The 24,138-nt window shown below is 66.3% G+C and carries 21 protein-coding genes; 5 read left to right on the top strand and 16 right to left on the bottom strand.

Annotated elements, in window-relative coordinates:
• Positions 1-54: 54 nt before the first annotated feature.
• Together OKW40_RS05925 and OKW40_RS05920 are read right to left on the bottom strand one after the other, a co-directional pair.
• A complete protein-coding gene (locus OKW40_RS05925; RefSeq protein WP_429488704.1) occupies positions 55-1,665 on the bottom strand; it encodes a sensor histidine kinase in 1,611 nt (536 codons plus the stop codon).
• Positions 1,662-1,982: a hypothetical protein gene (locus OKW40_RS05920; RefSeq protein ID WP_184063630.1), complete on the bottom strand. Its 321-nt coding sequence runs from the start codon at positions 1,980-1,982 to the stop codon at positions 1,662-1,664. Before OKW40_RS05920 ends, OKW40_RS05925 begins: the two co-directional genes overlap by 4 nt.
• A 68-nt stretch (positions 1,983-2,050) precedes the next feature.
• Between OKW40_RS05920 and OKW40_RS05915 the strand changes: the two genes are divergently transcribed.
• Positions 2,051-2,542: a hypothetical protein gene (locus tag OKW40_RS05915; RefSeq protein WP_184033415.1), complete on the top strand. Its 492-nt coding sequence runs from the start codon at positions 2,051-2,053 to the stop codon at positions 2,540-2,542.
• Positions 2,543-2,691: 149 nt separating this feature from the next.
• Here the strand turns inward: OKW40_RS05915 and OKW40_RS05910 are convergent, their stop codons facing one another.
• Entirely contained in the window at positions 2,692-5,175 is a 2,484-nt protein-coding gene (locus tag OKW40_RS05910) for an AsmA family protein (RefSeq protein WP_429488702.1), read from the bottom strand.
• A 174-nt stretch (positions 5,176-5,349) separates the two neighbouring features.
• Between OKW40_RS05910 and OKW40_RS05905 the strand changes: the two genes are divergently transcribed.
• Complete coding sequence (locus OKW40_RS05905) at positions 5,350-6,090, top strand: ABC transporter ATP-binding protein (RefSeq protein ID WP_184064988.1); 741 nt, start codon at positions 5,350-5,352, stop codon at positions 6,088-6,090.
• Positions 6,087-6,893, top strand: coding sequence for an ABC transporter permease (locus OKW40_RS05900; protein ID WP_429488700.1), 807 nt, complete (start codon positions 6,087-6,089; stop codon positions 6,891-6,893). The genes OKW40_RS05905 and OKW40_RS05900 overlap by 4 nt, the downstream gene beginning before the upstream one ends.
• 56 nt (positions 6,894-6,949) lie before the next feature.
• Here OKW40_RS05900 and OKW40_RS05895 read toward each other — a convergent pair whose 3' ends face one another.
• Positions 6,950-7,498: a DUF6013 family protein gene (locus tag OKW40_RS05895; protein ID WP_184064982.1), complete on the bottom strand. Its 549-nt coding sequence runs from the start codon at positions 7,496-7,498 to the stop codon at positions 6,950-6,952.
• 233 nt (positions 7,499-7,731) lie between these two features.
• Positions 7,732-8,748 (bottom strand): zinc-binding alcohol dehydrogenase family protein, encoded by a 1,017-nt coding sequence (locus tag OKW40_RS05890; RefSeq protein WP_429488698.1) that lies wholly within the window; start codon positions 8,746-8,748, stop codon positions 7,732-7,734.
• A gap of 112 nt (positions 8,749-8,860) precedes the next feature.
• On the opposite strand from OKW40_RS05890, the gene OKW40_RS05885 reads away from it, so the two are divergent.
• Positions 8,861-9,829 (top strand): LysR substrate-binding domain-containing protein, encoded by a 969-nt coding sequence (locus OKW40_RS05885; protein ID WP_429488696.1) that lies wholly within the window; start codon positions 8,861-8,863, stop codon positions 9,827-9,829.
• Between the two features lie 22 nt (positions 9,830-9,851).
• Here the strand turns inward: OKW40_RS05885 and OKW40_RS05880 are convergent, their stop codons facing one another.
• From OKW40_RS05880 to OKW40_RS05865, 4 genes are all read right to left on the bottom strand, one after another.
• Positions 9,852-10,154 carry a hypothetical protein gene (locus OKW40_RS05880; protein ID WP_429488694.1) on the bottom strand — a complete coding sequence of 101 codons (303 nt, stop codon included), beginning with the start codon at positions 10,152-10,154 and terminating at the stop codon, positions 9,852-9,854.
• A gap of 87 nt (positions 10,155-10,241) precedes the next feature.
• Positions 10,242-13,058 (bottom strand): DNA ligase D, encoded by a 2,817-nt coding sequence (gene ligD / locus OKW40_RS05875; RefSeq protein ID WP_429488693.1) that lies wholly within the window; start codon positions 13,056-13,058, stop codon positions 10,242-10,244.
• 48 nt (positions 13,059-13,106) lie between these two features.
• Positions 13,107-14,117, bottom strand: a complete 1,011-nt coding sequence (locus tag OKW40_RS05870) for a Ku protein (RefSeq protein ID WP_184064967.1) — start codon at positions 14,115-14,117, stop codon at positions 13,107-13,109.
• A 200-nt stretch (positions 14,118-14,317) separates the two neighbouring features.
• Positions 14,318-15,553, bottom strand: coding sequence for a cytochrome P450 (locus OKW40_RS05865; RefSeq protein WP_429488690.1), 1,236 nt, complete (start codon positions 15,551-15,553; stop codon positions 14,318-14,320).
• Between the two features lie 261 nt (positions 15,554-15,814).
• On the opposite strand from OKW40_RS05865, the gene serB reads away from it, so the two are divergent.
• Complete coding sequence (gene serB / locus OKW40_RS05860) at positions 15,815-16,654, top strand: phosphoserine phosphatase SerB (RefSeq protein WP_429488688.1); 840 nt, start codon at positions 15,815-15,817, stop codon at positions 16,652-16,654.
• Between the two features lie 78 nt (positions 16,655-16,732).
• Here the strand turns inward: serB and OKW40_RS05855 are convergent, their stop codons facing one another.
• The 7 genes from OKW40_RS05855 to OKW40_RS05825 form a co-directional block, all read right to left on the bottom strand.
• Positions 16,733-16,864: a hypothetical protein gene (locus OKW40_RS05855; RefSeq protein ID WP_260321381.1), complete on the bottom strand. Its 132-nt coding sequence runs from the start codon at positions 16,862-16,864 to the stop codon at positions 16,733-16,735.
• A gap of 412 nt (positions 16,865-17,276) precedes the next feature.
• The gene (locus tag OKW40_RS05850; protein WP_184064958.1) at positions 17,277-18,461 is read right to left on the bottom strand and encodes a cystathionine beta-lyase; all 1,185 of its coding nucleotides are present in this window, start codon (positions 18,459-18,461) and stop codon (positions 17,277-17,279) included.
• 84 nt (positions 18,462-18,545) lie between these two features.
• The gene (locus OKW40_RS05845; protein ID WP_429488686.1) at positions 18,546-19,214 is read right to left on the bottom strand and encodes a hypothetical protein; all 669 of its coding nucleotides are present in this window, start codon (positions 19,212-19,214) and stop codon (positions 18,546-18,548) included.
• 63 nt (positions 19,215-19,277) lie between these two features.
• Complete coding sequence (gene bktB / locus OKW40_RS05840; protein ID WP_429488684.1) at positions 19,278-20,462, bottom strand: beta-ketothiolase BktB; 1,185 nt, start codon at positions 20,460-20,462, stop codon at positions 19,278-19,280.
• 87 nt (positions 20,463-20,549) lie between these two features.
• The gene (locus OKW40_RS05835; RefSeq protein ID WP_090804664.1) at positions 20,550-21,500 is read right to left on the bottom strand and encodes a sugar kinase; all 951 of its coding nucleotides are present in this window, start codon (positions 21,498-21,500) and stop codon (positions 20,550-20,552) included.
• A gap of 3 nt (positions 21,501-21,503) precedes the next feature.
• The gene (rimO, locus tag OKW40_RS05830; protein WP_429488682.1) at positions 21,504-22,898 is read right to left on the bottom strand and encodes a 30S ribosomal protein S12 methylthiotransferase RimO; all 1,395 of its coding nucleotides are present in this window, start codon (positions 22,896-22,898) and stop codon (positions 21,504-21,506) included.
• 81 nt (positions 22,899-22,979) lie between these two features.
• A complete protein-coding gene (locus OKW40_RS05825; RefSeq protein WP_429355474.1) occupies positions 22,980-24,023 on the bottom strand; it encodes a tRNA dihydrouridine synthase in 1,044 nt (347 codons plus the stop codon).
• Between the last annotated feature and the right edge of the window lie 115 nt (positions 24,024-24,138).

The following is a 24,138-nucleotide window of genomic DNA, read 5'->3' as shown; positions in this document are numbered from 1 at the left end:
TCCATGCCGCCGGTAGAATGACAGCGACGGTGCCCGCGCCGGCGTGCGCCGCGCTCAGAGGCGCGCCGGCTGCTCGGGCAGCACCACGAAAAAGGTCGATCCGGCGCCTTCGGCCGATTCGACCCAGACGCGCCCGCCGTGCCGCTCGACCGCGCGCCGCACCACCGCGAGGCCGATCCCCTCGCCGCTTGCGACGTCCCCGTGCAGACGCTGGAACGCGCGAAACACCTTCGACAGATACACGGCCGGAATGCCGAGCCCATTATCGCGGACGTAATAGATGCGCATACGGACCGCGCGCGGCTCGCTTTCGTCGACGGGTTCGGGCGCGAGCGCGCCGACCTCGATGCGCCCGCGGCGCGCCGGATCGAGGAAAGTCAGCGCATTGCCGATCAGGTTGCCGAAGATCTGCTCGACCGCCGCCGGATCGCCCCATGCGGGCGGCAGCTCGCGCACCGTGACGCTCGCGGCGCGCTGGTCGATCGTGCCTTGCAGCCCATCGACGACTCGCGCCACCGCGCGCTCGACGCTGACCCGCTGCCACTGATATTCGAGCCGTCCCGCGCGCGAGATGCGCAACAGCGCGTCGATGATCGCCGCCGCGCGCGCGACCGCGGTGCGCAAATAGTGCAACGACTCGCGCACGTCGCCATCGAGGATCTGCGTCATGCGCCGTGCTTCGTTCTCCGGCAGACGAGCCTGTCCGACGAGCACGTCGAGTTCGTCGCACGACACGCGCAGCTCTTTCGAAAACCCCTGCAGATTGACGAGCGGCGAGCGCAGATCGTGCGACACGCTGTAGATGAACATCTCGTTGTCCTGCGTTTCCTGGCGCAATTCCTCATTGACGGCCGCCAGTTCGCGCGCGCGCGCTTCGAGCTCCGTCTTCAGCGCTTCCTGCCCGGCTTCCGCCTCGCGCAGACGCGCATCGGTCTGATGTAGCACCGTGTCGAGCGCGGCGATTTCGTCGCTGCCCGACAACGGCGCCGCGAGCGGCCGGCCGCTGCCGAGCCGCTCGGCGTTATCGGTCAGCACTTCGAGGCGTTGGCCGATGCCGCGCGCGAACACGAAGGCGGTGACCGCCCAGATCAGCATCGAGCCGAACACCGCGGCGATCAGCGCGCGCTGCTGAAGCTCGCGCCGCTCGCCGAGCGCGCTCGAGCGCTCGACGTCGAGCTCCGACGCCGCCGCGCCGAACTGGGCCAACTCGTCGCGGAACGCGGCGATCTGCTCCGGCAACTCGCCGGTTTCGAGCGCGATATAGGGGCGTAGACTGCGCCCCTCGTGCAACGCCTGCGAGATAGCGACACTCTGTTCGCGATACGCGTCGATCGCGTGCCGCATGCTGCGCACGCGCTCGGCCTGGGCCGGCGTTTCAGCGACGAGCGCATCGAGCTTCGCGAGCCGGTCATTCAGGTCGACCCACACCGCATGGCGGTCGATCAGCGAGGCGCTGCCCGTCACCATCGCCGTGCGCACGCGCGCGGCCTGACGCAGCAGCGGATCGACGATGGCCGACGACTCGTAGAGGATCTGCTTGCTGTTGTCGACCCATCGCGCGGCCTGCGCGGTCCGCTCCTGGGTATCGAAGACGACCCCGAGCAGCGCGAGTTCGACCACGCTCGGTATCGCGATCAGCAGCAGACCTTTGGTGAATAGTTTCATGGTTCCGTCAGGGCGTTCAGGCTGTGGTTCAGGCTGTCACTCGAACGGCGGGGCTCGCGCGCACCCGTCGCGCCCTGCAAGGCGGGCGCCGCGCGGCTGGACGGGCCATTATCGACGTGAATCAGAGATATTTCAACGACGCGCCAGCAGGCGCTCGACCACACAAAAATGACTTTTTTATTGGGATGGGATGTTTTTTCCGCGCCGCCTGCGTCTATGATGGAGACAAGGTGTGCTGGGATGCGAATGCGCGCGGCGAGGCGGTTCGGCATGATTCGTGCGGGAGGCGGTGGGGCGATGCGGTAGCGTCGAATCATCGTGAATCCGGCCTTGTCGTATGCTATAAAACATCGACGTGCGGCGCGCGAAAGCCGGGAGTGGTCGCATGAGGACGCAGCGATTCTTGCAATTCTTTTTCAGGCGAATTTTTATGTCCTTCCCGAAAAAGCGTAGACGCGCGAAGGTGGACGGCGACGAGTCGTTCCTCGCGGTTCTGCGGCATTTCAAGCCGTTCGGTCAACTCGACACCAAGATTGCGCGGGCTCGCGCGCAGGACGAACCGGTGCTCTATGCACACGTGCTGCCCGGACTCGACGTGCTTCTATGCAGTGTGCGCGGCGCACAGCCGCCCTACCCCGCACCAGCCGAATTGCGGCGGCGCTGCCTCGAATCCATTACCAACGCGCTGGAGCAGCCGCTCGATGGTCTCGAGAACGGCGGCTACTGGTACGAGGCCGACGGCTTCGGCTTCCTCGTGTTCGCGAGCCGTGCGCGCGGCAAGATTCTGACGGAGTTCGGCGCGACACGAATCGGTACCCGGCGCGGCGTGCGTCGCCAGGATGCGTCGGGCGATGCAACACCACGTTCGCTCAGATAGGCCAATCGGGCACCCTGAAGTTCAGGGCTGCTGACAGGTCGCTCTCTTCGCTTCATCGAAACCCTGGCTCGACGGCAACCGCGCGCAGCTCCTCACGCGGCATCATGCCGTTGATTCGGCGATCGCATCATCGATGCGCTCGCCGCGTATCAGCTGCCCTTGTATTCGGCCGCGCTCGCCGGCGACTGCGTCGCGGGCTTACGATCCACCGCGGCTGGCGACGACGCGCCGCCCGAAGACTTGTTGACCGGCGCGCCCTCGAGCGATATCGGCGCCTTCGGCTGTTGCTTGACGCCCGGCGGCGGCGCCTTCGGCATCTGCCGCGCTTGCGCGAGCAATTGCGCGCACGGCAGCGGCTTGTTGTTGCTCGGCGCGAGCAGCGGGATCAGCGCCGCGAACGGATTGATCAGCCCGAGCCCGACCGCCGCGCCGCCGCGCAACGCGAGCGCGGCCGCATTGACGCCGACGTGCGGATCCTTGAAGGTGCCCTTCACGTACAGCGGCGAGCGCAACGAAAAAACCCGGAAGCCCTTCGTATGCGGATGCACGCCGAGGTCCATCGTCTCGTCGCGCAGATTCACGTGACCGTCGATGTTGATCACCGCGTCGCCGGTATCGAGCGCGAACACGCGCGCTTCGAGCACGCCCTCGGTCGCGACGAAATCGGCGGCCGCGCAGTTGATCTTCACGTCGCGCGCGCCGAACAGCTTTTCATAGACGACGTTCGCGACGTTCAGCCCCGCCGCCTCCATCAGCAGACGGCTCACGGTGCCGTCGGTCACGAGCGCCTTCAACTCGCCGTTCGATGTCGCCGCGAGCGCCGCCGGCGAATTTCCGGTCGCGGACAGCGACGCATCGCCGTTGATCTCGCCGAGCGCGTTCTGCATCGTCTTGAAGCTCGGGAACAATTGCTTCAGCTTGACGTGCCGCGCCGACATCGCGAAGCGGCCCTTCAGCGGCGCCGCGCTGCCATCGAGATGAATGTCCGACGCGAGCGAGCCGCCCGCGACGCCGAACTTCAGCGGCACGAGCGACAGCACGCCGTCGGTCATCACGACGTGCGTGTACAGATCCGTGATCGGCAGGTTCGCGTTCTTGATGATGCGCCGGCCGGTGAACTTGACGTCGGCGTCGATCGCCTTCCAGCGCTCGGTGCGGAACTCCTCGACCGGCAGTGCGCGGTTGCTCGGCTGCGCGGCGGCGTCGCCGCGCCTCGCCTTGCTCGCGTTCGAATCGGCGCCGATCACCGGCGCGAGATCCGAGAACTGCAACAGATGCGACTCGAGTTCGCCCTGCAGCAGCGGACGTGGCTCGCGCCCGGTATAGGTCAACGAACCGTTCAGATCGCTGCCGCCGACCCGGCCTGTAAAGTTTTCATACGTGAACACGTTGCCGCTCGCTTTGAACTGACCGATCAGACGACCCTCGGTCGCGTACGGCGGGGTCTCGGGCAAGGTCACGCCGGTCAGCGAATAGAGGCGCGCCATGCTGTTGCCCTGCAGCCAGAGACGCAGATCGAGCGCCCCGAGATGCGCCGGATCGGTGAGCGTGCCGACGAAGGCGATATGCAGATCGCCGGCTTTGACATCGGCCTGCACCGGGAACGGCCGGTTCGCGTCCTGCAGCGCGAGCACGCCGCCGAGCTTGCCGTTGCCCGACACCGGCGTGCGGTTGTAGGTGCCCTTGACGGTCCAGCCGATCGCATAAAGCGGCGTCGCGCGCCGGGCGCCAGCTGCGGTGCCGCTCGCCCCCGAGACAGCCGCGGCCGGGCTGGCGCTCCCGCTGGTGGTTTCGGCTGGGGCGGCGGCGCCGCTCGTCGCGAGCGCGCCGGAACTCGCGGCCACGCCCGACGTTGCGGACGCGCCCGATGCGCCCGACGCCTGCGCCGCCGCTTCATAAGCCGCCGCTGCGGAAGCCGCCTTCGCCTCCGAGGCCGCCTGTGCCTCGGCCTGCGCGGCGAGTTGGCGCGCGCCCGCCCGGCCGACGGCCTGAGCCGACGCGCTGCGCGAGGCCGCTTCCTGCTGCTTCAGCGCGTCGCCGATCGGGATCGGCTGCCCGAGCGTATCCACGACCATCTGCACCTCGACCTTCTTCTGCTGATCCGACAGCGCGATGTTGCCCTTCGCGAACGCGATATCGTGCAGATCGAGCTTCCACTCGGTGGGTCCGCTCGACGACGGCAGCTTGAAGGTCCAGTTATTGCGCCCGTCGACAAGACGTTCCAGATCGACCGACGGATTCACGAGGTTGATCGCCGGAATCACGATGTCGTGCGCGAGCAGCGGCAGCACCTCGACCTCGAAGTCGATTTCGTCGAGCGTCGCGAACTGCGGCTGTTTGGTCCAGTCGGGATTGCCGATCGCGATGTTGGCCGCCGAAAAGCGCGGCCAGGGCACCCAGCCGCGCCAGCCGGTCTCGCCGACCGCATGACGCCAGCCCACCTTCAGGTCGCCGTTGATCGCAAACGGCCGGCCGATCGCCTGGCTGACCTTGTCGTCGATGTAAGGCCGCGCGCGGTTCCAGTCGAAGCTCAGGATGAAGATGACGAGCGCGACAACCAGGATCACGAGCGCCGCCAGCAGCCATGCAAAGATTTTTCCGACCCGTCGTCCGGTGCCGCTCGACCCTGCCATTGAAAAGCTCCGCGTGTTGTTCCACGTTGTGCACCGTGCAGCAGTTATCGTACCTGGCGCGCGAGCATGAATCGCCGCGTCGGTCGTGCGCTGTTGCGCCTCGTCGCTTTATCATGGCGCACGCTTTACCGACAGCCCCACCGGCACACCCTCCCTCCCCACGGCGTTCCAACCATGACCGATGTTCCCTTCGTCCTCGCCGACGGCATCGTACGGCGCGATGCGCAGCGCGGCCAGACGCTGTTGCAGCCGACCACCTTCGCCCTGCGCGCCGGCGAGCGCGTCGCGATTACCGGACCGTCCGGCTCCGGCAAGAGCGTGTTTCTGCGCGCGCTCGCGCTGCTCGATCCGGTCGATGCGGGTCGCATCCTGTGGCATGGCGCGCCGCTCGAGCGTGCGCGGATTCCGCGCTACCGGCGCGCAATCGCGTATATCCGGCAGCGGCCCGCGCTGATCGACGGCAGCGTCGAAGACAATCTGCGCTATCCGTTTGAGCTGCGGGCATATCGCGACGCGCGCTTCGATCGCACGCGCGCAGCCAGGCTCGCGATGCAGGCCGGCCGCGGCGAGGACTTTCTCGGCAAGCGCGCAAGCGAATTATCGGGTGGCGAAGCGCAGATCGCCGCGCTGATCCGCGTGCTGCAACTCGCGCCCGAAGTGCTGTTGCTCGACGAGCCGACCGCCTCGCTCGATCCGGCGTCGTCGCGCGCGATCGAAGCGCTCGTGCAGGCGTGGTTCGATGCCGCGCCGGGCGCTCACGCATCGATGTGGGTGTCGCACGATGTCGAGCAGGCGGCACGCATGAGCGAACGGCATCTGACGATGCGCGCCGGCGTACTGGCCGAACACACTTGCGTGCGGCGCGATGCGGACCAACGCGCTCCCGCGGACCAGCGTCGGGAGCCTCGCCAATGAGCCTGCAGAATCTGAGCTTGTGGGACGTCGCGATCGCGACGCTGCTGATCGTCGTGAATGGCGCGGTGTCGGTCGCGCTGAAGCTCGATCTCGAGCGCAAGCTCGCATGGGCGGCGCTGCGCACCGTGGTCCAGTTGCTCGCGATCGGCTATGTGCTCGGCTGGGTATTCAGTTTCGCTCGCTGGTACGTGGTGCTGCCGCTGATGATCGTGATGACGCTGATCGCCGGTTTCGCCGGCGCGCAGCGCGGCAGCCACACCTATGCCGGACAACGCGCCGACAGCGTGCTGTCGATCTGGCTCAGCTCGTGGCTCGTGGCCGCGGTGGGACTGTTCGTCGTGATCCGCATCCATCCGTGGTACGCGCCGCAATATGCGATTCCGATTCTCGGCATGATCCTCGGCAACACGCTGACCGGTGTATCGCTCGGCATCGAGCGGATGACCGAGGAGCTGACCGCGCGGCGCGACCGCGTCGACATGGCGCTCGCGCTCGGCGCGACACGCTGGGAGGCCGCCCAGGCGCCGGCGCGCCAGGCGGTGCGCGCCGGCATGATGCCGACGTTGAACCAGATGGCGGTGGTCGGCGTCGTCAGTTTGCCGGGCATGATGACCGGTCAGGTGCTGGCCGGGCAGTCGCCATTGCAGGCGGTGCGCTATCAGATCGTCATCATGTTTCTGATCGCGGCGGCGTCGGCGCTGGGGACCGTGGGCGCGGTGCTGCTCACGTACCGGCGGCTCTTTTCGGCCGAGCATCAGTTCTTGCCGACGCGGCTCGTCGAGCGTGAGGCACGCAAAGGATGACGCGCTAGCGCGTGCTACGGCGGCGCACGCGGCCATCACGCCGCGCGCTCGAACCTTCAACGCTTCGCGGTGACGGCGATCTCCGTGCCGTCGGTCAGTGTCAGCGTTTTCGTCGTGCCGTTGACCGGCATCGTGAAACGCACGATCTGACTCACGCTCACATCGTTCGGACACTTGAGCGTCTTGCCGCCGCTCGTCACGGTTTTCACGCCATGCGGCGTCTGCGCCTGGAAGCTCAGTTGGACGGCCGCGGTGCCGTCGCTCGACACCACCGGCGAGAAGCGGATCTGCGTCTGGCGGATCATCGCGCCATTCTCGTCGACCGGCAGCGACGCATAGTCCGGGCATGCGTCCGTCGCGGCCACCGGACCGCCGGGCGGCACGGTCTTCCACGTGAAGTCGTCCGATTCGCCCGAGCGGATCGTGCGGGTCTCCTGGGAATTGCCGAACTGTTTCGACGTGACGCGGACGGTGTAGCGGATCGGACCGTCGAGCGGGGCCTTGTTGGTCACCGTGATCGGCGTGGCTGCGCGAGCAGCCGGCACGAGCGCGCAGGCGAGAGAAGCGACAACGGAAACGGCGGAGAGTTTGAAGCTGAAGCTCATACTGTCACCTCGTTGTTGTGCCGCTGCGCGCTCGCGTCGACGCGACTGCCTGTGCACTGTTCACGCACTGCCGAGGGCCGGCCGGTTCATACCGGCTGGCCTCGCCGCAAGACACGCAACCGTTTTGGCATGCTGCGTCGTCAGTCTAACGCCAAGCGTGCTGCCGCGCGTGTCGTGTCGGCCCGGGTGTTAACCCGCTTGCGGCGACGCGCTTTCTGCGCGTCGATTTCATCTCAGAAGCCGGTCAGCACCAGCTTGCCGATCGCGCGTCCTGCTTCGAGCAACCCATGCGCGCGACGCAGATTCTCCGCGCTGATGCGGCCGAGGTCCTGGCCGAGCGTCGTGCGCAACGTGCCGGCATCGACGAGCCGCGCGACCTCGGTCAGCAGCTTGTGCTGCTCGATCATGTCGGTCGTGCCGAACATCGAGCGGGTGAACATGAACTCCCAGTGAAACGCGGCGCTCTTCGCCTTCAGCAATTCGACGGGCACGGCGGCGCTGTTCTCGACGATCGTGCAGATGCCGCCTTGCGGCTTGATCAGTTGCGCGGCGGCCGGGAAATTACGGTCGGTGTCGTTGAAGATCAGCACGTAGTCGACCTGCTCGATGCCGATCTCCTTCATCTGCGCGGGCAGATCGCCGAAATGATCGACGATGTGATCCGCGCCCAGCTCCCGTGCCCATTTCGCCGATTCCGGCCGCGACGCGGTCGCGATCACCTGCAGCTTGCCGAGCTGCTTCGCGAGCTGGATGCCGATCGAGCCGACCCCGCCCGCGCCGCCGAAAATCAGCACCGTACGGCCGGCGTCGGCGCCCTGAGGGGATACGCCGAGGCGATCGAACAATGCTTCCCACGCAGTGATCGCGGTCAGTGGCAGCGCGGCCGCGTGCGTGAAATCGAGCGACGCCGGCTTGTGTCCGACGATCCGTTCGTCCACCAGATGAAACTCGCTATTGGCCCCGGGCCGGGTAATGCTGCCCGCATAGAACACCGGATCGCCGACCTTGAACAGCGTGACCTCGGGGCCAGCTGCGACGACAGTGCCGGCCGCATCCCAGCCGAGCACGCGCGGCGTCTTTTCGACGGTGTCTTTCGGCGCGCGCACCTTGGTGTCGACCGGGTTCACGGAAATGGCTTCGACCTTGACCAGCAGATCGCGGCCGGTCGCTTCGGGTTTCGGGATCTCGACGTCGACGAGCGCTTCGGCGTGATCGATGGGCAGATAACGGTAGAGTCCGACGGCTTTCATGGCTGCTCCTTGTGGGTTCGGTTGATGTGCACGCATGACTCGTATCGTAGGATGGTTCTTATTCTGATAAAACAGTCATAATCACTGAAACATTTTTTGGTTTTTCAGAATAATGGACGATTCAAGCCCGGCCGGCCGGTCCGTGCCCAGCGAACGCGAACGGCTCGATCTGCTCGACGTCGCGTTGTTCGTGCGTGCCGCGCTGCTCGCCAACGTGTCGGCGGCCGGGCGCGAGTTCGGTTTGTCGGCGGCGGTCGCGAGCGCGCGGATCGCACAACTCGAAAAGATCCTCGGCGCGCGTTTGTTGCATCGGACCACGCGCCGCATCAGCCTCACCCAGGACGGTGAAGTGTTCATGACGCGCGCCGAGGCGCTGCTCGACGCGGCCGCCGCAGCGCGCGCATCGGTCGGCCGCGCGCAGGCCGCACCGCAGGGACGGCTGCGCGTGTCGATGCCGTCGTCGTTCGGGCGTCAGCATGTGTCGCCGGTGATCAGCGAGTTTCTGCGCCGCTATCCGGGGGTCAGCGTCGATCTGCGCCTGACCGATCAGGTGGTCGATCTGGTCGACGCGGGAATCGATGTCGCGATTCGCGTCGGCGTGCTGAAGGATTCGTCGCTGGTCGCGCGGCGGCTCGCGGTCAACCGCCGCGTGCTGTGCGCGGCCCCCGCCTATCTGGCCGCGCGCGGCACGCCGCATCATCCGTCGGATCTCGCGCGGCACGAGTGCATCATCCTGTCGGAGCAGCGCGACTGGCGCTTCGTGACGCCCGCCGGTCCCCTCGACGTGCGCGTGAGCGGCCGCCTCGTCACCGACAACGGCGAGGTGATTCGCGATGCGCTGCTCGCGGGCTTCGGCATCGCGCTGAAATCGACATGGGACGTGGCGCCCTATCTGCGCAGCGGCAAACTCGTCAGCGTGCTCGACAGCTATCCTCTCGCGGACGACGTCGCGATCTGGGCCGTGTACCCAAGCCGCGCGTTCGTGCCGCCGAAGATGCTCGCCTTCATCGACTTCGTCGCCGCGCATTTCGGCGATCCGCCGTACTGGGATCGCGAGCCGGTTGGCCTGGCGGGCGCGTAGACGCGATGCCGGCTACGCCGCGTCAGCGCTTGCCGACCTTTGCGCCGCCCTGCTTGCGATCCGAGTTCACATCGGCATGCGCGTCGTTCTGCGTGCGTTGCTGATACTCGCCGCCGCCGCGGCGGTCGGTATCCTGCTGCCCATGCGCGATGTCGTCATGTGCCTGCTTGCCGACATGGCGCGGCTCGTCCTCGTGCTGCGACTCGGGATGCTGGTCGGCTTCATGCGGCAGCGGCGCCGCGGCTTCCTGCAACGACTTCGGATCCTTGTTCGCGTGCGGGTCGGCTTGCGGGTCGCCATCGGTCGATTGCGGCAGGGTCTTCATTGCATTGCTCCTTCGCGAAGCGCGTTCGCGCGCCAAGTACGCACGGCGAATTCGCGGGTTGGATTCAGCTCCCCGGACGCGCGCTCATCACGCGACGCCCAGACGTTTTTTCATCGCCGCGGTGATGCGCTGACGCGTCTTTGCGTAGTCGGCCCACGGGCCGTTTCCGAGGCCGTCCACGCGCTCGTGGACGTTGCGGATGCCCCATTGATCGCCGCTCGTCGTGCTCTCCAGTTCGTCCCACGCGAGCGGCACCGACACCCCGAGCCCCGGCCGCGCGCGCGCCGAGAATGCGGCCACCGTGCTCGAGCCACGGTTGTTGCGCAGATAGTCGATGAAAATCTTTTTCTTGCGATTCTGCGCGCCCATCTTCGCGCTGAAGAACTGCGGCAGCGTCGTCGCCATGTGCTGCGCGACCGCCTGCGAGAAATCCTTCACTTCGTCCCAGCCGGCCTGCTTCGCGAGCGGCACGACCACGTGCAAGCCCTTGCCGCCGCTCGTCTTGCAGAACGACTTCAGGCCCAGTTCGTCGAGCAGCGAGCGGGTCAGTTGCGCGGCCTCGACCATGCGTTCCCAGCCGAGCGACGGGTCCGGGTCGAGATCGAACACCATGCGATCGGGCTTTTCGATATTCGACGCGACCGCATTCCACGTATGAAACTCGACGGTGCCCATCTGCGCGGCGCCGACCAGCGCGGCGAGCGTGTCGATCGTGATCAGCGGAGGATGGCCCGGATCGAGTCCCTCGTGCTGCGTGACGTGCGGAATCGACAGCTTCTGGCTGTGCTTCTGGAAGAACAGCTCACCGCCGATATCCTCCGGCGCGCGCACCAGCGCGACGGGCCGCTCGCGCAGATGCGGCAGCATCCATTCGGCGATTGATTCGTAGTACTGCACCAGTTCGAGCTTGCTTGCGCCGCTGCTCTTGTCGATCACGCGATCGGGATGCGAGATGCGCACGCCGGCGATTTCGCTCTGTGCACGCGAGCGTGTTGCCGTGGTTCGGGCGGGCGCGCTTTCCTTGGCGGCGGGCCTGGCGGCACTGGCGGTCTTGCTGGTTGCGCGCTTTTTCGGCGCGCCTGTTTGCGGCGTATCGGCGGTGGCGGTTTCGGTTTGCTGTTGCACGTCGACTCCTTGTCGGGCGGTTTCCCTGACGATCTGGCGCGCCGGCTTGTCGTCGCGCAGGCTGACGAACGACGCCTGGCGCACGATGCCGTCGCCCGTCCATTCGGCGAAGTTGCATTCGGCAACGAGCACCGGCTCGACCCAATGCACGGGCGTGCGGCTGCGCTCGCGCGGTGTGCTCGCGAACGGCATGCGCTTGCTCGCGTGCGCGTCGAGCGCCTGTTTGACCGAGCGCAGCAGCGCGGCGTCGAAGCCGGTGCCGACGCGGCCCGCGTACTGCAGCCGGCCATCGGCGTCGTAGACGCCGAGCAGCAGCGCGCCGAACGCCGAGCGGCTGCCGCCCGGCTCCGAATAGCCGCCGATCACGAACTCCTGGCGGCGCCGGCACTTCAGCTTGATCCACGACGGCGAGCGGCCCGACACATAGCTGCTGTCGCGCCGCTTGCCGATGATGCCTTCGAGCGCCATGTCGCACGCGCTCTTGAGCAGCTCGTCGGCGCTGAACGCGAAGTCGTTCGAAAAGCGCAGCACGCGATCGTCGACGCCTTCGAGCAGCGCCCGCAAAATCGCGCGGCGCTGTTCGAGCGGCACGTCGCGCAGGTCGTAGCCGTTCAGAAACGGCAGATCGAACAGATAGATCACGATGTCCTGCGGGCGATGCGCATCGAACGCGTTTTGCAGCAACTGGAAATTCGGCACGTCGCGTTCATCGAGCACGACCGCTTCGCCGTCGAGCCACGCGCTTTGCACATCGAGTGCCGCGAGAGCCTCGATCTGCTTGCTGAACTTTGCGGTCCAATCGTTGCCGTTGCGCGTGAAAACGCTGACGGCATCGCCCTTCGCTTTCGAGGCGTGGTCGATGCGCGCGAGCACACGGTAGCCGTCGAACTTGATTTCGTAGAGCCAGTCATCGCCTGGAGGCGCGCTGTCGACGAGCGTCGCCAGCTCCGGCTTCAGGCTCGCGGGCAAGGCCGCTGCGACCGCGCCTTCGATCGATGGCGACGCGGCGAGTTCGCGTAGCGACTGCGCGCTGCGCGTCGCGACGATGTCGGGGCGTTTGGGATCGGCTGCGCGGCGCAAGGATGCGGATTTCGCCGGCTTGCCCGCGCTCGTGGCCTTGCCGTTGCGCGAGGTTTTCGTCTGCGCTTTCGATTGCTTCGTTTTCCTGCCTTTCGAAGCCCCGTCGGCCAGCACGCTGCCCGGCAGCTTCTTCAGCACGTCGTAGTGGCTTTCGTCGCGCGCTTCCTCGTCGCGCTCCTTGATCAGCAGCCATTGCTCCTTGTCGCCGCTGCCGCGCATGTGGCTCCGTACGAGCGTCCAGCCGCCATGCAGCTTCTCGCCGTGCAAATGAAACTTGAGCTTGCCGGCCGCGTACGACCGCGCGGCTTCGGCCGCGCCGCCCGCCGGCTCCCACGTGCCGCGATCCCACACGATCACGGTTCCCGCGCCGTAGTTGCCGGGCGGAATCTCGCCCTCGAAGGTACCGTATTCGACCGGATGGTCCTCGACGTGCACCGCGAGCCGCTTGACCGACGGGTCGAGGCTCGGCCCCTTCGGAACCGCCCACGACAGCAGCGCGCCGTTCAGTTCGAGCCGGAAATCGTAGTGCAGACGCCGCGCGTCGTGCTCCTGGATCACGTAGGAGAGCGTATCGGGCGCAGCACGCGTTGCGCGCTTGCCGGTCTTGCTCGCGGCGCGCTTGCGGGTCGTCGCGCCGGCCGGCTCCGGCGTGTCCTCGAAGCGGCGCTTGCGATGATAGTGCTCGAGCCGGTCGTTCATGGCGATGACTCCGGTGCGTTTGGTGCCATAGACGGCTCGGCCGCGCGCTCAGGCCGCCGCGCGCCGTTTGCGGGAAGTTGCGGCGGTTTTCGACGTCGCGCGCCCGCTGCCGCCGCTACCGCTGCGACTACGCGCCGTGCTTGCCGCGCGCGGCTTTTTGCGCGCGGGCGCGGCCGCCTCTTCATCGGACTCGGCCTCGCTATCGCTCTGATCCTCGTCCTCGTCGGCCGCGCGCTTGCGGCCCGTGGTGGCCTGCTTGCCCTTGCCGCGGCCAAGACTGCGGCGCAGCAGATCGGACAGGTCGAGAATGTCGGCGGACTTGCGCGACTCGTGCGGCGTTTCGACCTCGACGACCTCCTCGGTCTTGCCCGCCTGGATCTTGCGCTCGACGAGCGCCATGATGTCGTCGCGAAACGTATCGTGATACTGCATCGGGTCCCACGTCTCGCTCATGTCGTCGATCAGCTTTTTCGCCATGTCGAGTTCTTTCGCCGACACGCCGGCGGCCTTCATGCCTTCGGGCGGCACGTTGAATTCGTCGAAATTGCGCACCTCGTCGGCCCACCGCAGTGTGTTCAGCGCGAGCATCGGACCGAGCGGAATCAGCGCCGCCAGATGCTGCTTGTTGTGCAGCACGACACTCGCGACGCCGATCTTGCCCGACGCCGTCATCGCCTCGCGCAACAGCGCATAGACTTTTTCACCCTTGCGGTCGGGCGTCAGGAAATACGGCGTATCGAGATAGAGAAACGAGATGTCGGGGGCGTCGACGAACGCGAGGATGTCGACCGTCTGCGTCGACTCGGGGTTCGCCGAGCGGATTTCGTCGTCCGACAGCACGACGTAGTGATCCTTCTCGTACTCGAAGCCCCGCACGATGTTGTCGCGGGTCACGTCCTTGCCGGTCCGCTTGTTGAACTGCTTGTAGCCGATCGGATCGATCGTGCGCTTGTCGAGCAGATTGAAGCCGACCTTCTCCGACTGCGTCGCCGGATAAAGCTGCACCGGTACGTGGACGAGCCCGAAACTGATTGCGCCCTTCCAGATCATGTGTGCCATCGCGCGCTCCCCTGTCCCATGGCCTGAGATATGAGGCGAAGCAGCAAGCGTGCCCGCGTTTCGGCGCGCTCGACACTGCTGCCACGCGTAAAGCAGGAGCGGGTCGGCTCGGCGGCGTGCTGTCATGGGGTTGTAAGTCTTGCGACGAGGCGGCAAAACCTACGGTTTTCCTGGTGCGCGCGGTCTACGCGGCGCCCGCATCAAGGCTCGAGCAGGACCGGTACCGACGCAAACCCGCGAAACCGCACGCGAGCGCCCCGCGTCGACTCACCATCGACGCGATACGCCGGGAAGCGCTGCACGAAGCGCCCGATCGCAATCCGCGCCTCCAGCCGCGCCAGCGACAGACCCGCGCACTGATGAATCCCGAACCCGAACGCGAGATGCCGGTTCGGGTCGCGGCGGATATCGAAGCGGTCCGGCTCGGCAAACTGCTCGGGATCGCGATTGGCCGCGCCGATGCACAGCGTGACCGGCGTGCCGCGCGCGAGCGCGACGCCGCCGATCTCGGTATCGACGGTGGCCATGCGATTGCCGAGCTGGTTCGAACTCTCGAAGCGCAAGCACTCCTCGACCGCGGTGCCGATCAACTCCGGCTCGCGCAGCAGCGCGGCACGCTCGTCAGGCCACTCGCTCAGCGTGACGAGACCGTTGCCGATCAGGTTGGTGGTCGTTTCGTGCCCGGCGTTCAGGATGAAAATGCAGTTCTGCAGCAGTTCGGCTTCAGATAGCTGCTCGTGCGGCCCCTCCCCCTGGATCAGCCGCGTCAGCACGTCGTGCTGCGGATCGCCCGGCTCGCGGCGGCGCCGTGCGACGAGGCCGCGCAGATAGTCGACGAATTCGCTGACCGCGCGATTGCCGCGCTCGAACTGCGCGTCGGTCAGCGACGGCTCGAGCGCACCCAGTATCGCGAGCGACCAGTCGCGCAGCGGCGCGCGTTCATCGTGCGGCACGTCGAGCAGATTGCCGATGACCTCGACCGGAATCGCCGCCGCGAATTCGCCGATCAGATCGATACGCCCGCGCTGCGCGGCCGCATCGAGCAAGCCGTCGACGAGCCGGATCAGCGCGGACTCCATCGCCGCGATCGCGCGCGCGGTCAGCGCGCCGGCGATCAGCTTGCGCACCCGCGTATGGCGCGGTGGATCGTTGAACACGAGACTCGTGGTGTGATGCGCGTAGAGGAGAGAGTCACCGTATTTCGGGCGGAACTCGACGGTCTTGTCGGAGCTGAAGGTCTTGGGGTCGCGGTAGACCGCCTGCACGTCGCGAAAGCGCGTCAGGAACAGCGAGCCGTCGGGCATGCGCCGGATTGGCTCATAGCTGCGCAGGGCGTGATAGACCGGATAGGGATCGGCGTAGAACGCCGGGCTCAGATGACGCAGATCGAAGTCGCGGGCAAGGGAGGATGCCTCGCTGGCGGTTGCCGGGGTCATGCGTTGTCTCCGTGGGGCGTCTTGTTGCGCCAGTGTGGGGGGGTGGGTTCGTGTGACCGTATTCGTTCGGCCCGTTCCGTTACGGCGATGCGCCGATCGCCGGCTTCAGCCGACGCGACGACTAGCACGGCGATGCGCCGATCGCCGGCTTCAGCCGACGCGACGACTAGCCGCCTGCGACGGGCCAACGCACAGAACCGATACAATAGCGGGATTTTCCGCGCGCCACGCGCCTCTTTCTTCCCGCGTCACCGGTCGTCCATGAACCTCGTCATTCAAAGCGTCGCCCCCCTTTCCGCCGACCACCACAAAACGCTCGTCGCACTCGCACGCGGCTCGCACGCCGCCGTCATCGACGAGCACGCGATTCGCATCGCCGACGCGAACCTCGCGCAACGCGCCGACGTCGAAGCGTATTGCTATGCGCATCGACTCGACTACGCGTTTGTCGAAACCGGCCGCCAGTTGAGCGACTTCGGCCTCATCGCGATGGACATGGATTCGACGCTGATCACGATCGAGTGCATCGACGAAATCGCCGATTTCTGCGGGCTCAAAGCCGAAGTCGCGGCGATCACCGAGGCTGCGATGCGCGGCGAGATCAAGGACTTCAACGAGAGCCTGATTCGTCGGGTCGCGCTGCTGAAAGGGCTCGACGCCAGCGCGCTCGAGCGCGTGTACGAGGAGCGGCTGCGGTTGTCGCCGGGCGCCGAACGCATGCTGGCCGGCGCGAAACAGGCGGGCCTGAAAACGCTGCTCGTGTCGGGCGGCTTCACGTTCTTCACCGCGAAGCTGAAGACGCGCCTTGGGCTCGATTTCACGCGCGCGAACACGCTTGAAATCATCGACGGCAAGCTGACCGGCAATGTGGTGGGCGAGATCGTCAATGCCGACGTGAAAGCGCGCACGCTGCGCGAAACCTGCGCGACGCTCGGCATCGAACCGTCGCGCGCAATTGCGATGGGCGACGGCTCGAACGACCTGAAAATGATGGCCGAAGCGGGACTCTCCGTTGCATTCCGGGCGAAGCCGGTGGTGCGTGAAGCAGCCAGCGTGTCGTTCAATTTCGTTGGACTGGACGGTTTGTTGCGGTTGGTTTGAGGCTGGCGCTCGAGGGATCCGTTAGCGCTCGCGCCGGCACAACGACCGACGCGCTAGCGAGCCGCGCGAACCGTTGCGTTATCTGTTGAAAATGGCCGGCAGGAACAGCGCGAACATGCCGATGGAAATCAGGATGCTGAAGATCAACACGCCCTTCATGATGCGATCGTGATTTTTGCCTATTTCCAATGACAGGATAAATTGTTTCATAAGCTCCTCCACAAGACAGAACAAGTATAAGAGCTGCACTATCCAATAAAACTAATTGAGGTAAATGGTGCAGGGCCGCGGATAGAAGCGCCGCCAGGCAGCTCATGAAAATTGACGTGCCTATCGCCCCACGTGATAGCGCGCCAACCACGGATTCGGTCTGCCGGTGATCGATAACGGCGGCAATCGGCACCGCAAGGTTCAGCAACAGCCAGAAGAAAAGATTCATCCAAGCCCCTCCCCCGAGCGCCGCAACGTTATCCGGCAAGCACACGATCGTAGCGTCGCGCCGCGGCATCGAACATTCGGCCGAACGGTCGGGTCTGCCTGATACTCAGGGCAACAAAAAAGCCCGCCGGGAACACATCCCGGCGGGCTTCTCGAACAACGTGTCGAACAGGGCTAACGCGTGTTAAGCCAGCTTGGCCAGGCTCTGCTCGATATCCGCACGCAGGTCCGCCTCGTCTTCCAGACCGATATAGAAGCGCACCAACGTGCCGCGACGCGGCCACTGCGCCGCAGTGCGCATCGACGCGATGTCGTACGGCATCGCGAGGCTATGCGCGCCGCCCCAGCTCCAGCCGAGCGAAAACAGTTCGAGTGACTCGCAAAACGTGTCGATCCGCGCCGCGCTGTACCGTTCGTCGAACACCACCGAGAACAGTCCGCCCGCGCCGCTGAAATCGCGCTTGTACACTTCGTGCCCCGGACAGTCACCGAGCGCCGGATGCAACACCGCGACGATTTCCGGCCGGCTCTTCAACCACGTCGCGAGCGACAGCGCCACGCGATCGTGCTGCGCGAAACGCAACTGCATGCTCGGCAGGCTGCGCAGGATCAGCGAGCAGTCGTCCGAGGACACGCCGATGCCCATGCGCATGCGCGCCGCCTTCAGCTTCACATGCACGTCGCGCTCGACCGTGATCGTCGCGCCCATCAGCACGTCGCCGCCGCCCGACTGGTATTTGGTCAGCGCCTGCACCGAGATGTCGACGCCGTGGTCGAACGGCCGGAACGCGAGGCCCGCGGACCACGTGTTGTCGATCGCGGTGACGACCTTGCGCGCGCGCGCCGCCGCCGTGATGGCCGGTACGTCGGGCACTTCCATCGTCACCGAGCCGGGCGCCTCGATCCAGATCAGGCGCGTGTTCGGCTGGATCAGACTGGCGATGCCCGCGCCGATCAGCGGATCGTAGTAGCGCGCCGTGATACCAAAATCGCGCGCGAGCCAGTCGCCGTGGTCGCGGTTCGGCGAGTACACGTTATCGGGAATCAGCACGTCGTCGCCGGCCTTCACGAGCCCGAAGTAGACGTTCGAGATCGACGACAGCCCCGACGGCTGCAGCAGCGCATGATTGCCGCCCTCGATCGCGGCGAGGCGCTGAGCGAGCGCGATCTGCGTCGGCGTCGCATGCAGGCCGTAGCGCCATTGCGCGTCGTTTTTCCAGTCCAGCGCGCGCATCGCGGCGAGGTCGGGAAACACCACCGTCGACGCGCGTGTGACGGGCGTCGAGAACGATTCGAAGCCCGGCGTGATCTGGTCCTCGGCACGCACGATGCGAGTCTGCAGGCCGTGTTTGAATTTGGATTCAGTCATGTGAAGCTCGGTGAAAAACATAGTGAAGCGAGCCTGAAGCAATGGCCGCGCTGCGCGATTCCGGATGCCCGGCGCGCGTGCGCATCAGTAGCCCGTTTGCAGGTTGCTGACGCCGCCCACTGGGTGCCCCCCGGCAGCGGATGCCGGCGCGGGAGCCGCCGCTGCGCCGTTGGCCGCGGCCGGTTGCGGTGAGGGGGCTGCAGGCCTCGCCGCCGCACCGCCGGCCGAACCGGTCACCGGCACCGCCTGCCCTGCCGCCAGCGGCTTCAGGTTGAATTCCTGCGGGTTCGAATCGTCGACGTTCATGCGATCGCCTTCGAGCGAGCCGTCCGCCGCGAACTTGCCGACCCAGTTGCCGGTGATATGCGTGCCGTCGTTCGATTCCTCGACTTCGAGCGTATCGCCGTCGCGATCGCCGGCGATCAGAATCACCTCGCCGCTATCCGTGTACTGATACTCGCCGTGCACGCCAGATGGATCGTCGGTCTTGGGCCCGAGCCGCAGCACGATCGGCCGCGCGCCGAGCGTGCCCACGTAGCGCGGAAACTTCGCGAACTCGGGGCTCGGTTTCAGCGGCAGCTGGATCGGCGGCGGCGCGGCCAGTGCCTTGACCGCATCGCTTTCGGCCCACGCCTGCGACGGCATCCACAGCACCGTGCCCGTGCACAACAGCGCGGCGGCACTCACCACCACGCCGGCGCGCCGGCGCAACGTGCGCGTTGCCGAACCCTTCGTCACTTTCGCTTCCTGCATCCCGTCGATCCTTGTTGCTGGTTCCTGCTTGCTACCTATGTCGCGCCGGCCTGCCGTGCGCGGTCACAGACGCTCGAAAACCGCCGCGATCCCCTGCCCGCCGCCGATGCACATCGTGACGAGCGCATAGCGCCCGCCGATGCGCTGCAGCTCGTACAGCGCCTTCACGGTGATCAGCGCGCCGGTCGCGCCGATCGGATGGCCGAGCGAAATGCCCGAGCCGTTCGGATTGACCTTGGCCGGATCGAAGCCGAGCTCCTTGCTGACCGCGCAGGCCTGCGCGGCGAATGCCTCGTTGGCCTCGATCACGTCGAGATCGGCGACCGTGAGACCCGCCCGCTCGAGCGCCTTGCGACTCGCCGGCACCGGGCCGATGCCCATATACGCCGGATCGACGCCCGCATGCGCGTACGACACGAGTCGCGCCAACGGCTTCACGCCGCGCCGCTCGGCGACGCTACGCTCCATCAGTACGACGGCCGCGGCCGCGTCGTTGATGCCCGACGCGTTGCCCGCCGTCACCGTGCCGTTGTCCTTTACGAACACCGGCTTCAGCTTCGCGAAGTCGTCCGCGGTTGCGTTCAGCCTCGCGTGCTCGTCGGTGTCGAACACGACGTCGCCCTTCTTCGACGCAATCGTGATCGGCAGAATCTGTTCCTTGAAGTAGCCGCTCGTGATCGCGTGGGCCGCGCGACGATGCGACTCGAGCGCGAGCGCGTCCTGGGCGTCGCGCGAGATCTCGTACTTGCGCGCGACGTTCTCGGCGGTCACGCCCATGTGGATCGACTGGAAAGGATCGTTGAGCGCGCCGACCATCATGTCGACGAGACGCGCGTCGCCCATGCGCTGTCCGAAGCGCGCGGCCGGCATCGAGTAAGGCGCGCGGCTCATGTTTTCAGCGCCTCCGCCGATCGCGATATCGGCATCGCCGAGCAGCACGCTTTGCGCGGCCGACACGATGGCCTGCAAGCCCGAGCCGCACAGCCGGTTCACGGTCAGCGCGGGCGTATGCTGCGCGACCCCGCCGTTGATTGCCGCGACGCGCGCGAGATACATGTCTTTCGGCTCGGTGTGCACGACGTTGCCGAACACGACGTGTTCGACTTCGTCGCCCGACACGCTCGCGCGCTCGAGCACTTCGCGCACCACGCGCGCGCCGAGATCGGTCGGCGCGAAATCCTTCAGGCTGCCGCCGAACGTGCCGATTGCCGTGCGCACACCACTTACCACCACTACGTCCCGTTGCATCGCCTGTCCCTCCTGTTGTCTCTCCAGTCTGCCTGGATGATTGCACCAGCGCGGGCCATGCTGCGCCGCGCGCGGCTTACGTAAAACCTAGTTCGCCAGCCGCCGCTCGACGGTCTCGCGCGACGGAATCGGCGCGACCGCGCCATAACCTTGCGTGGACAGCGCGGCGGCAACGTTCGCGTAGCGCGCGGCGGCAAATGGATCGTCGCCCGCGACGATGCGCGCGATGAAGGCGCCGCCGAAGCAGTCGCCGGCGCCGGTCGCATCGACCGCGTCGACGACGTGGCCCGGCACGACGCGCCGCTCGTTCGGCGTCGCGATATACGAGCCGTCCTTGCCGAGCTTCAGCGCGACCACGCCCGGCCCATGCGACAGCAGAAAATCGACGATCTCGTCACGGCCGGTCAGCCCCGTCAGTTCGGTCACATCGTCCCAGCTCGGCAGGCAGATGTCAGTCTGGCGGATCGCCTCGAGCATCACCGCGCGCGCCCGCGCCAGCGGCCACAGCTTAAGACGCAGATTGGTGTCGAAGCTCACGCGCGCGCCATTCGCGCGCGCATGCGCGATCGCTTCGAGCGCGGCGTCGCAGGCGCTGACGCTGATCGCGAGACTGATGCCGGACAGATGGACGACCTTCGCCGCCGCGAGCGCGTCGCGCGGCAGATCAGCGGGTGCATAGCGGCTCGCCGCCGAGCCCGCGCGCAGATAGTCGAACGCGTGGCCGTTGGGGCCGTGAGACACGAAATAGACGCCGGTCGACGCTTGCGCATCGATGCGCACGAACGACGTGTCGACCTGCTCGCGCTCCCACAGATCGACCAGCAGGCGTCCGAAATGATCGGCGCCGACCGCCGACACAAAGCCGGTCCTCGCACCCTGGCGCGCGGCCGCGATGCAGAAGTTCGACGTGTCGCCGCCGAAGCCTTGCAGGTAGTTCGGTTGATCCTTCGCCGACTGGTTGAATTCGATCATCGCCTCGCCTAGCGCGAGGATGTCCGGTGTGTGAGCTTCAGGCTGTGCGGCCGCGCTGTGCGTCATCGCTTAGACCTCGCCCCACAAATCGTGGCCGTCCGCGCCGGTGATCTTCACCGATACGAAATCGCCGACCTTGTAGCGCTTCGACGCCTTGGCGGACGGCGCGATATAGACGACGCCGTCGATCTCCGGCGCATCCGCCGCGGTGCGGCCGATGCCGCCGTCCTCGTTGATTTCGTCGACGAGCACCTTCAGCGTCTTGCCGACCTTCCTCGCGATGCGCTTGGCCGACACCTGTTCGGCCACTTCCATGAAGCGCGCGCGACGTTCCTCACGCACTTCATCGGGCAGCGCGCCGTCGAGTTCATTCGCGCTCGCGCCTTCGACCGGCGAATACGCGAAACAGCCGACGCGATCGAGCTCCGCCTCGCGGATGAAATCGAGCAGTGTGTCGAACTGCCCTTCGGTCTCGCCCGGAAAGCCGGCGATGAACGTGCTGCGGATCGTCAGATCGGGGCAGATCTCGCGCCAGGCCTTGACGCGCTCCATCACCTTCTCGGCATTGGCCGGGCGCTTCATGCGCTTCAGCACTTCCGGATGCGCGTGCTGGAACGGCACGTCGAGATACGGCAGCACGTGGCCCTTGTACGGGCCCTCGGCCATCATCGGAATCACTTCGTCGACGCTCGGATACGGATACACGTAATGCAGACGCACCCACGCACCGTATTGCGCGGCGAGTTCGCCGAGCGCGGCGACCAGATCCGTCATGCGCGTCTTGATCGGCTTGCCGTTCCAGAAACCGGTGCGGTATTTGACGTCGACGCCATATGCGCTCGTGTCCTGCGAGATCACGAGCAGTTCCTTCACGCCGGACTTGAACAGGTTCTCCGCCTCGAGCATCACTTCCGCGACCGGGCGCGACACCAGATCGCCGCGCATCGACGGGATGATGCAGAACGTGCAGCGGTGATTGCAGCCTTCGGAAATCTTCAGGTACGCGTAGTGGCGCGGCGTGAGCTTGACGCCCGCGGCGGGCACCAGATCGACGAACGGATCGTGCGGCTTCGGCAGATGGCTGTGCACCGCCTGCATCACCTCGCCGAGCGCGTGCGGGCCGGTCACCGCGAGCACCTTCGGATGCACTTCCTCGATCAGCCCCGAACCGCTCGCGCTCTTCTTCGCGCCGAGGCAACCGGTGACGATCACCTTGCCGTTTTCATTGAGCGCTTCGCCGATCGCGTCGAGGCTTTCCTGCACGGCTTCGTCGATGAAGCCGCAGGTGTTGACGACCACGAGGTCCGCGCCGTCATAGGTGCCGGAGATTTCGTAGCCTTCGGCGCGCAACTGGGTGATGATCTGCTCGGAATCGACGAGGGCCTTGGGGCAGCCGAGAGAGACGAAGCCGACTTTCGGCGTGGCGCCCGGCACGGCCGGAGCGTTCGAGGGGGTGGAAGACATGGGGAACCGCTTGAAGACGTTAAACCCTGAATTGTAGCGGTTCGCCACCGCCACCGCTCGTAAGTCTTTGAATTCTAGTCTTCAAACGGGGATGGGTTCGGCAGGACCAGGTTGATTCAGCTCGCTATTTTCGTCGCTGGAAACGTGCTGACGCGTCGGCGCCGACGCGTCTCCGGCCGCCAGCGCCTGGCCGATTACAGTAAGAATTTCGTCAGAGTCCTGCACTCGCCGGATCGCCGCATGCAGTTCGGCGGCTTGCGGCCAGGTCCGCTGCAGGTAGCTGAGCCACTTCTTGACGCGGCCGTGCTCATGGGTCAGCGTGCCATGCGCCCGCAGTTTGTTCATGTAGCCGACGATCGAACCCAGCACCTGCTGCCATTCGTCGGCAGATGGACACGGGTCGAGGAGCCCGCGGATTCGCTGCGCGAGGAACGGATCCGACACGGCGCCGCGCCCGATCATCACGTCCGCGCAGCCGCTGACCGAGCGGCAACGCTGCCAGTCCGCCACCGTCCAGACTTCGCCGTTCGCGATGACGGGCACGTCGACGGCGTCGTCGATGCGCGCGATCCACTCCCAGTGCGCCGGCGGCCGATAGCGGTCGTCGCGCGTGCGCGCATGCACGACGAGCGAGGCCGCGCCGCCGTCCGCGAGCGCCTGCGCGCATTCGATCGCCCGCGACGTGTCGGACACGCCGAGGCGCATTTTTGCCGTCACCGCGATATCGGCAGGCACCGCGGCGCGCACGGCCGAGACGATCTGGTTCAGCAACTTCGGGTTCGCGAGCAGCATCGCGCCGCCGCCGTGCTGATTGACGACTTTGGCGGGACAGCCGAAGTTCAGGTCGATACCGTAGGGCGACAGCATGGCCGCGTACGCGGCATTGCGTGCCATCCACTCGGGATCGCTGCCGAGCAACTGGATCACCATCGGCGTGCCGCTGGCGGTCACGCTCGCGTGCAGGATTTCGGGCGCCTCGCGCTCGTAGACGCGGGTTGGCAGCAGCGAGCCTGTGATGCGGATGAACTCGGACACGCAGCCGTCGAAAGCGCCCGCGCTCGTCAGCACGTCGCGCAGCACATAGTCAGCGAGCCCTTCCATTGGGGCGAGAAACAGCCGGCTCATGAGCGGTGTGGGTGAACGGCGGGTCAGAGCAGAATGAGCCGCGCGGCCTTCGCAACGGAAGACGCTGACGCGATCAGGGAGACGGTCTGAAACATAGGACGGGTCCAGCGGAAGA

Source organism: Paraburkholderia sp. RAU6.4a (genome assembly GCF_050435625.1).
Classification (GTDB): domain Bacteria; phylum Pseudomonadota; class Gammaproteobacteria; order Burkholderiales; family Burkholderiaceae; genus Paraburkholderia; species Paraburkholderia tuberum.
This window is presented reverse-complemented; position numbering and strand designations above follow the sequence as displayed.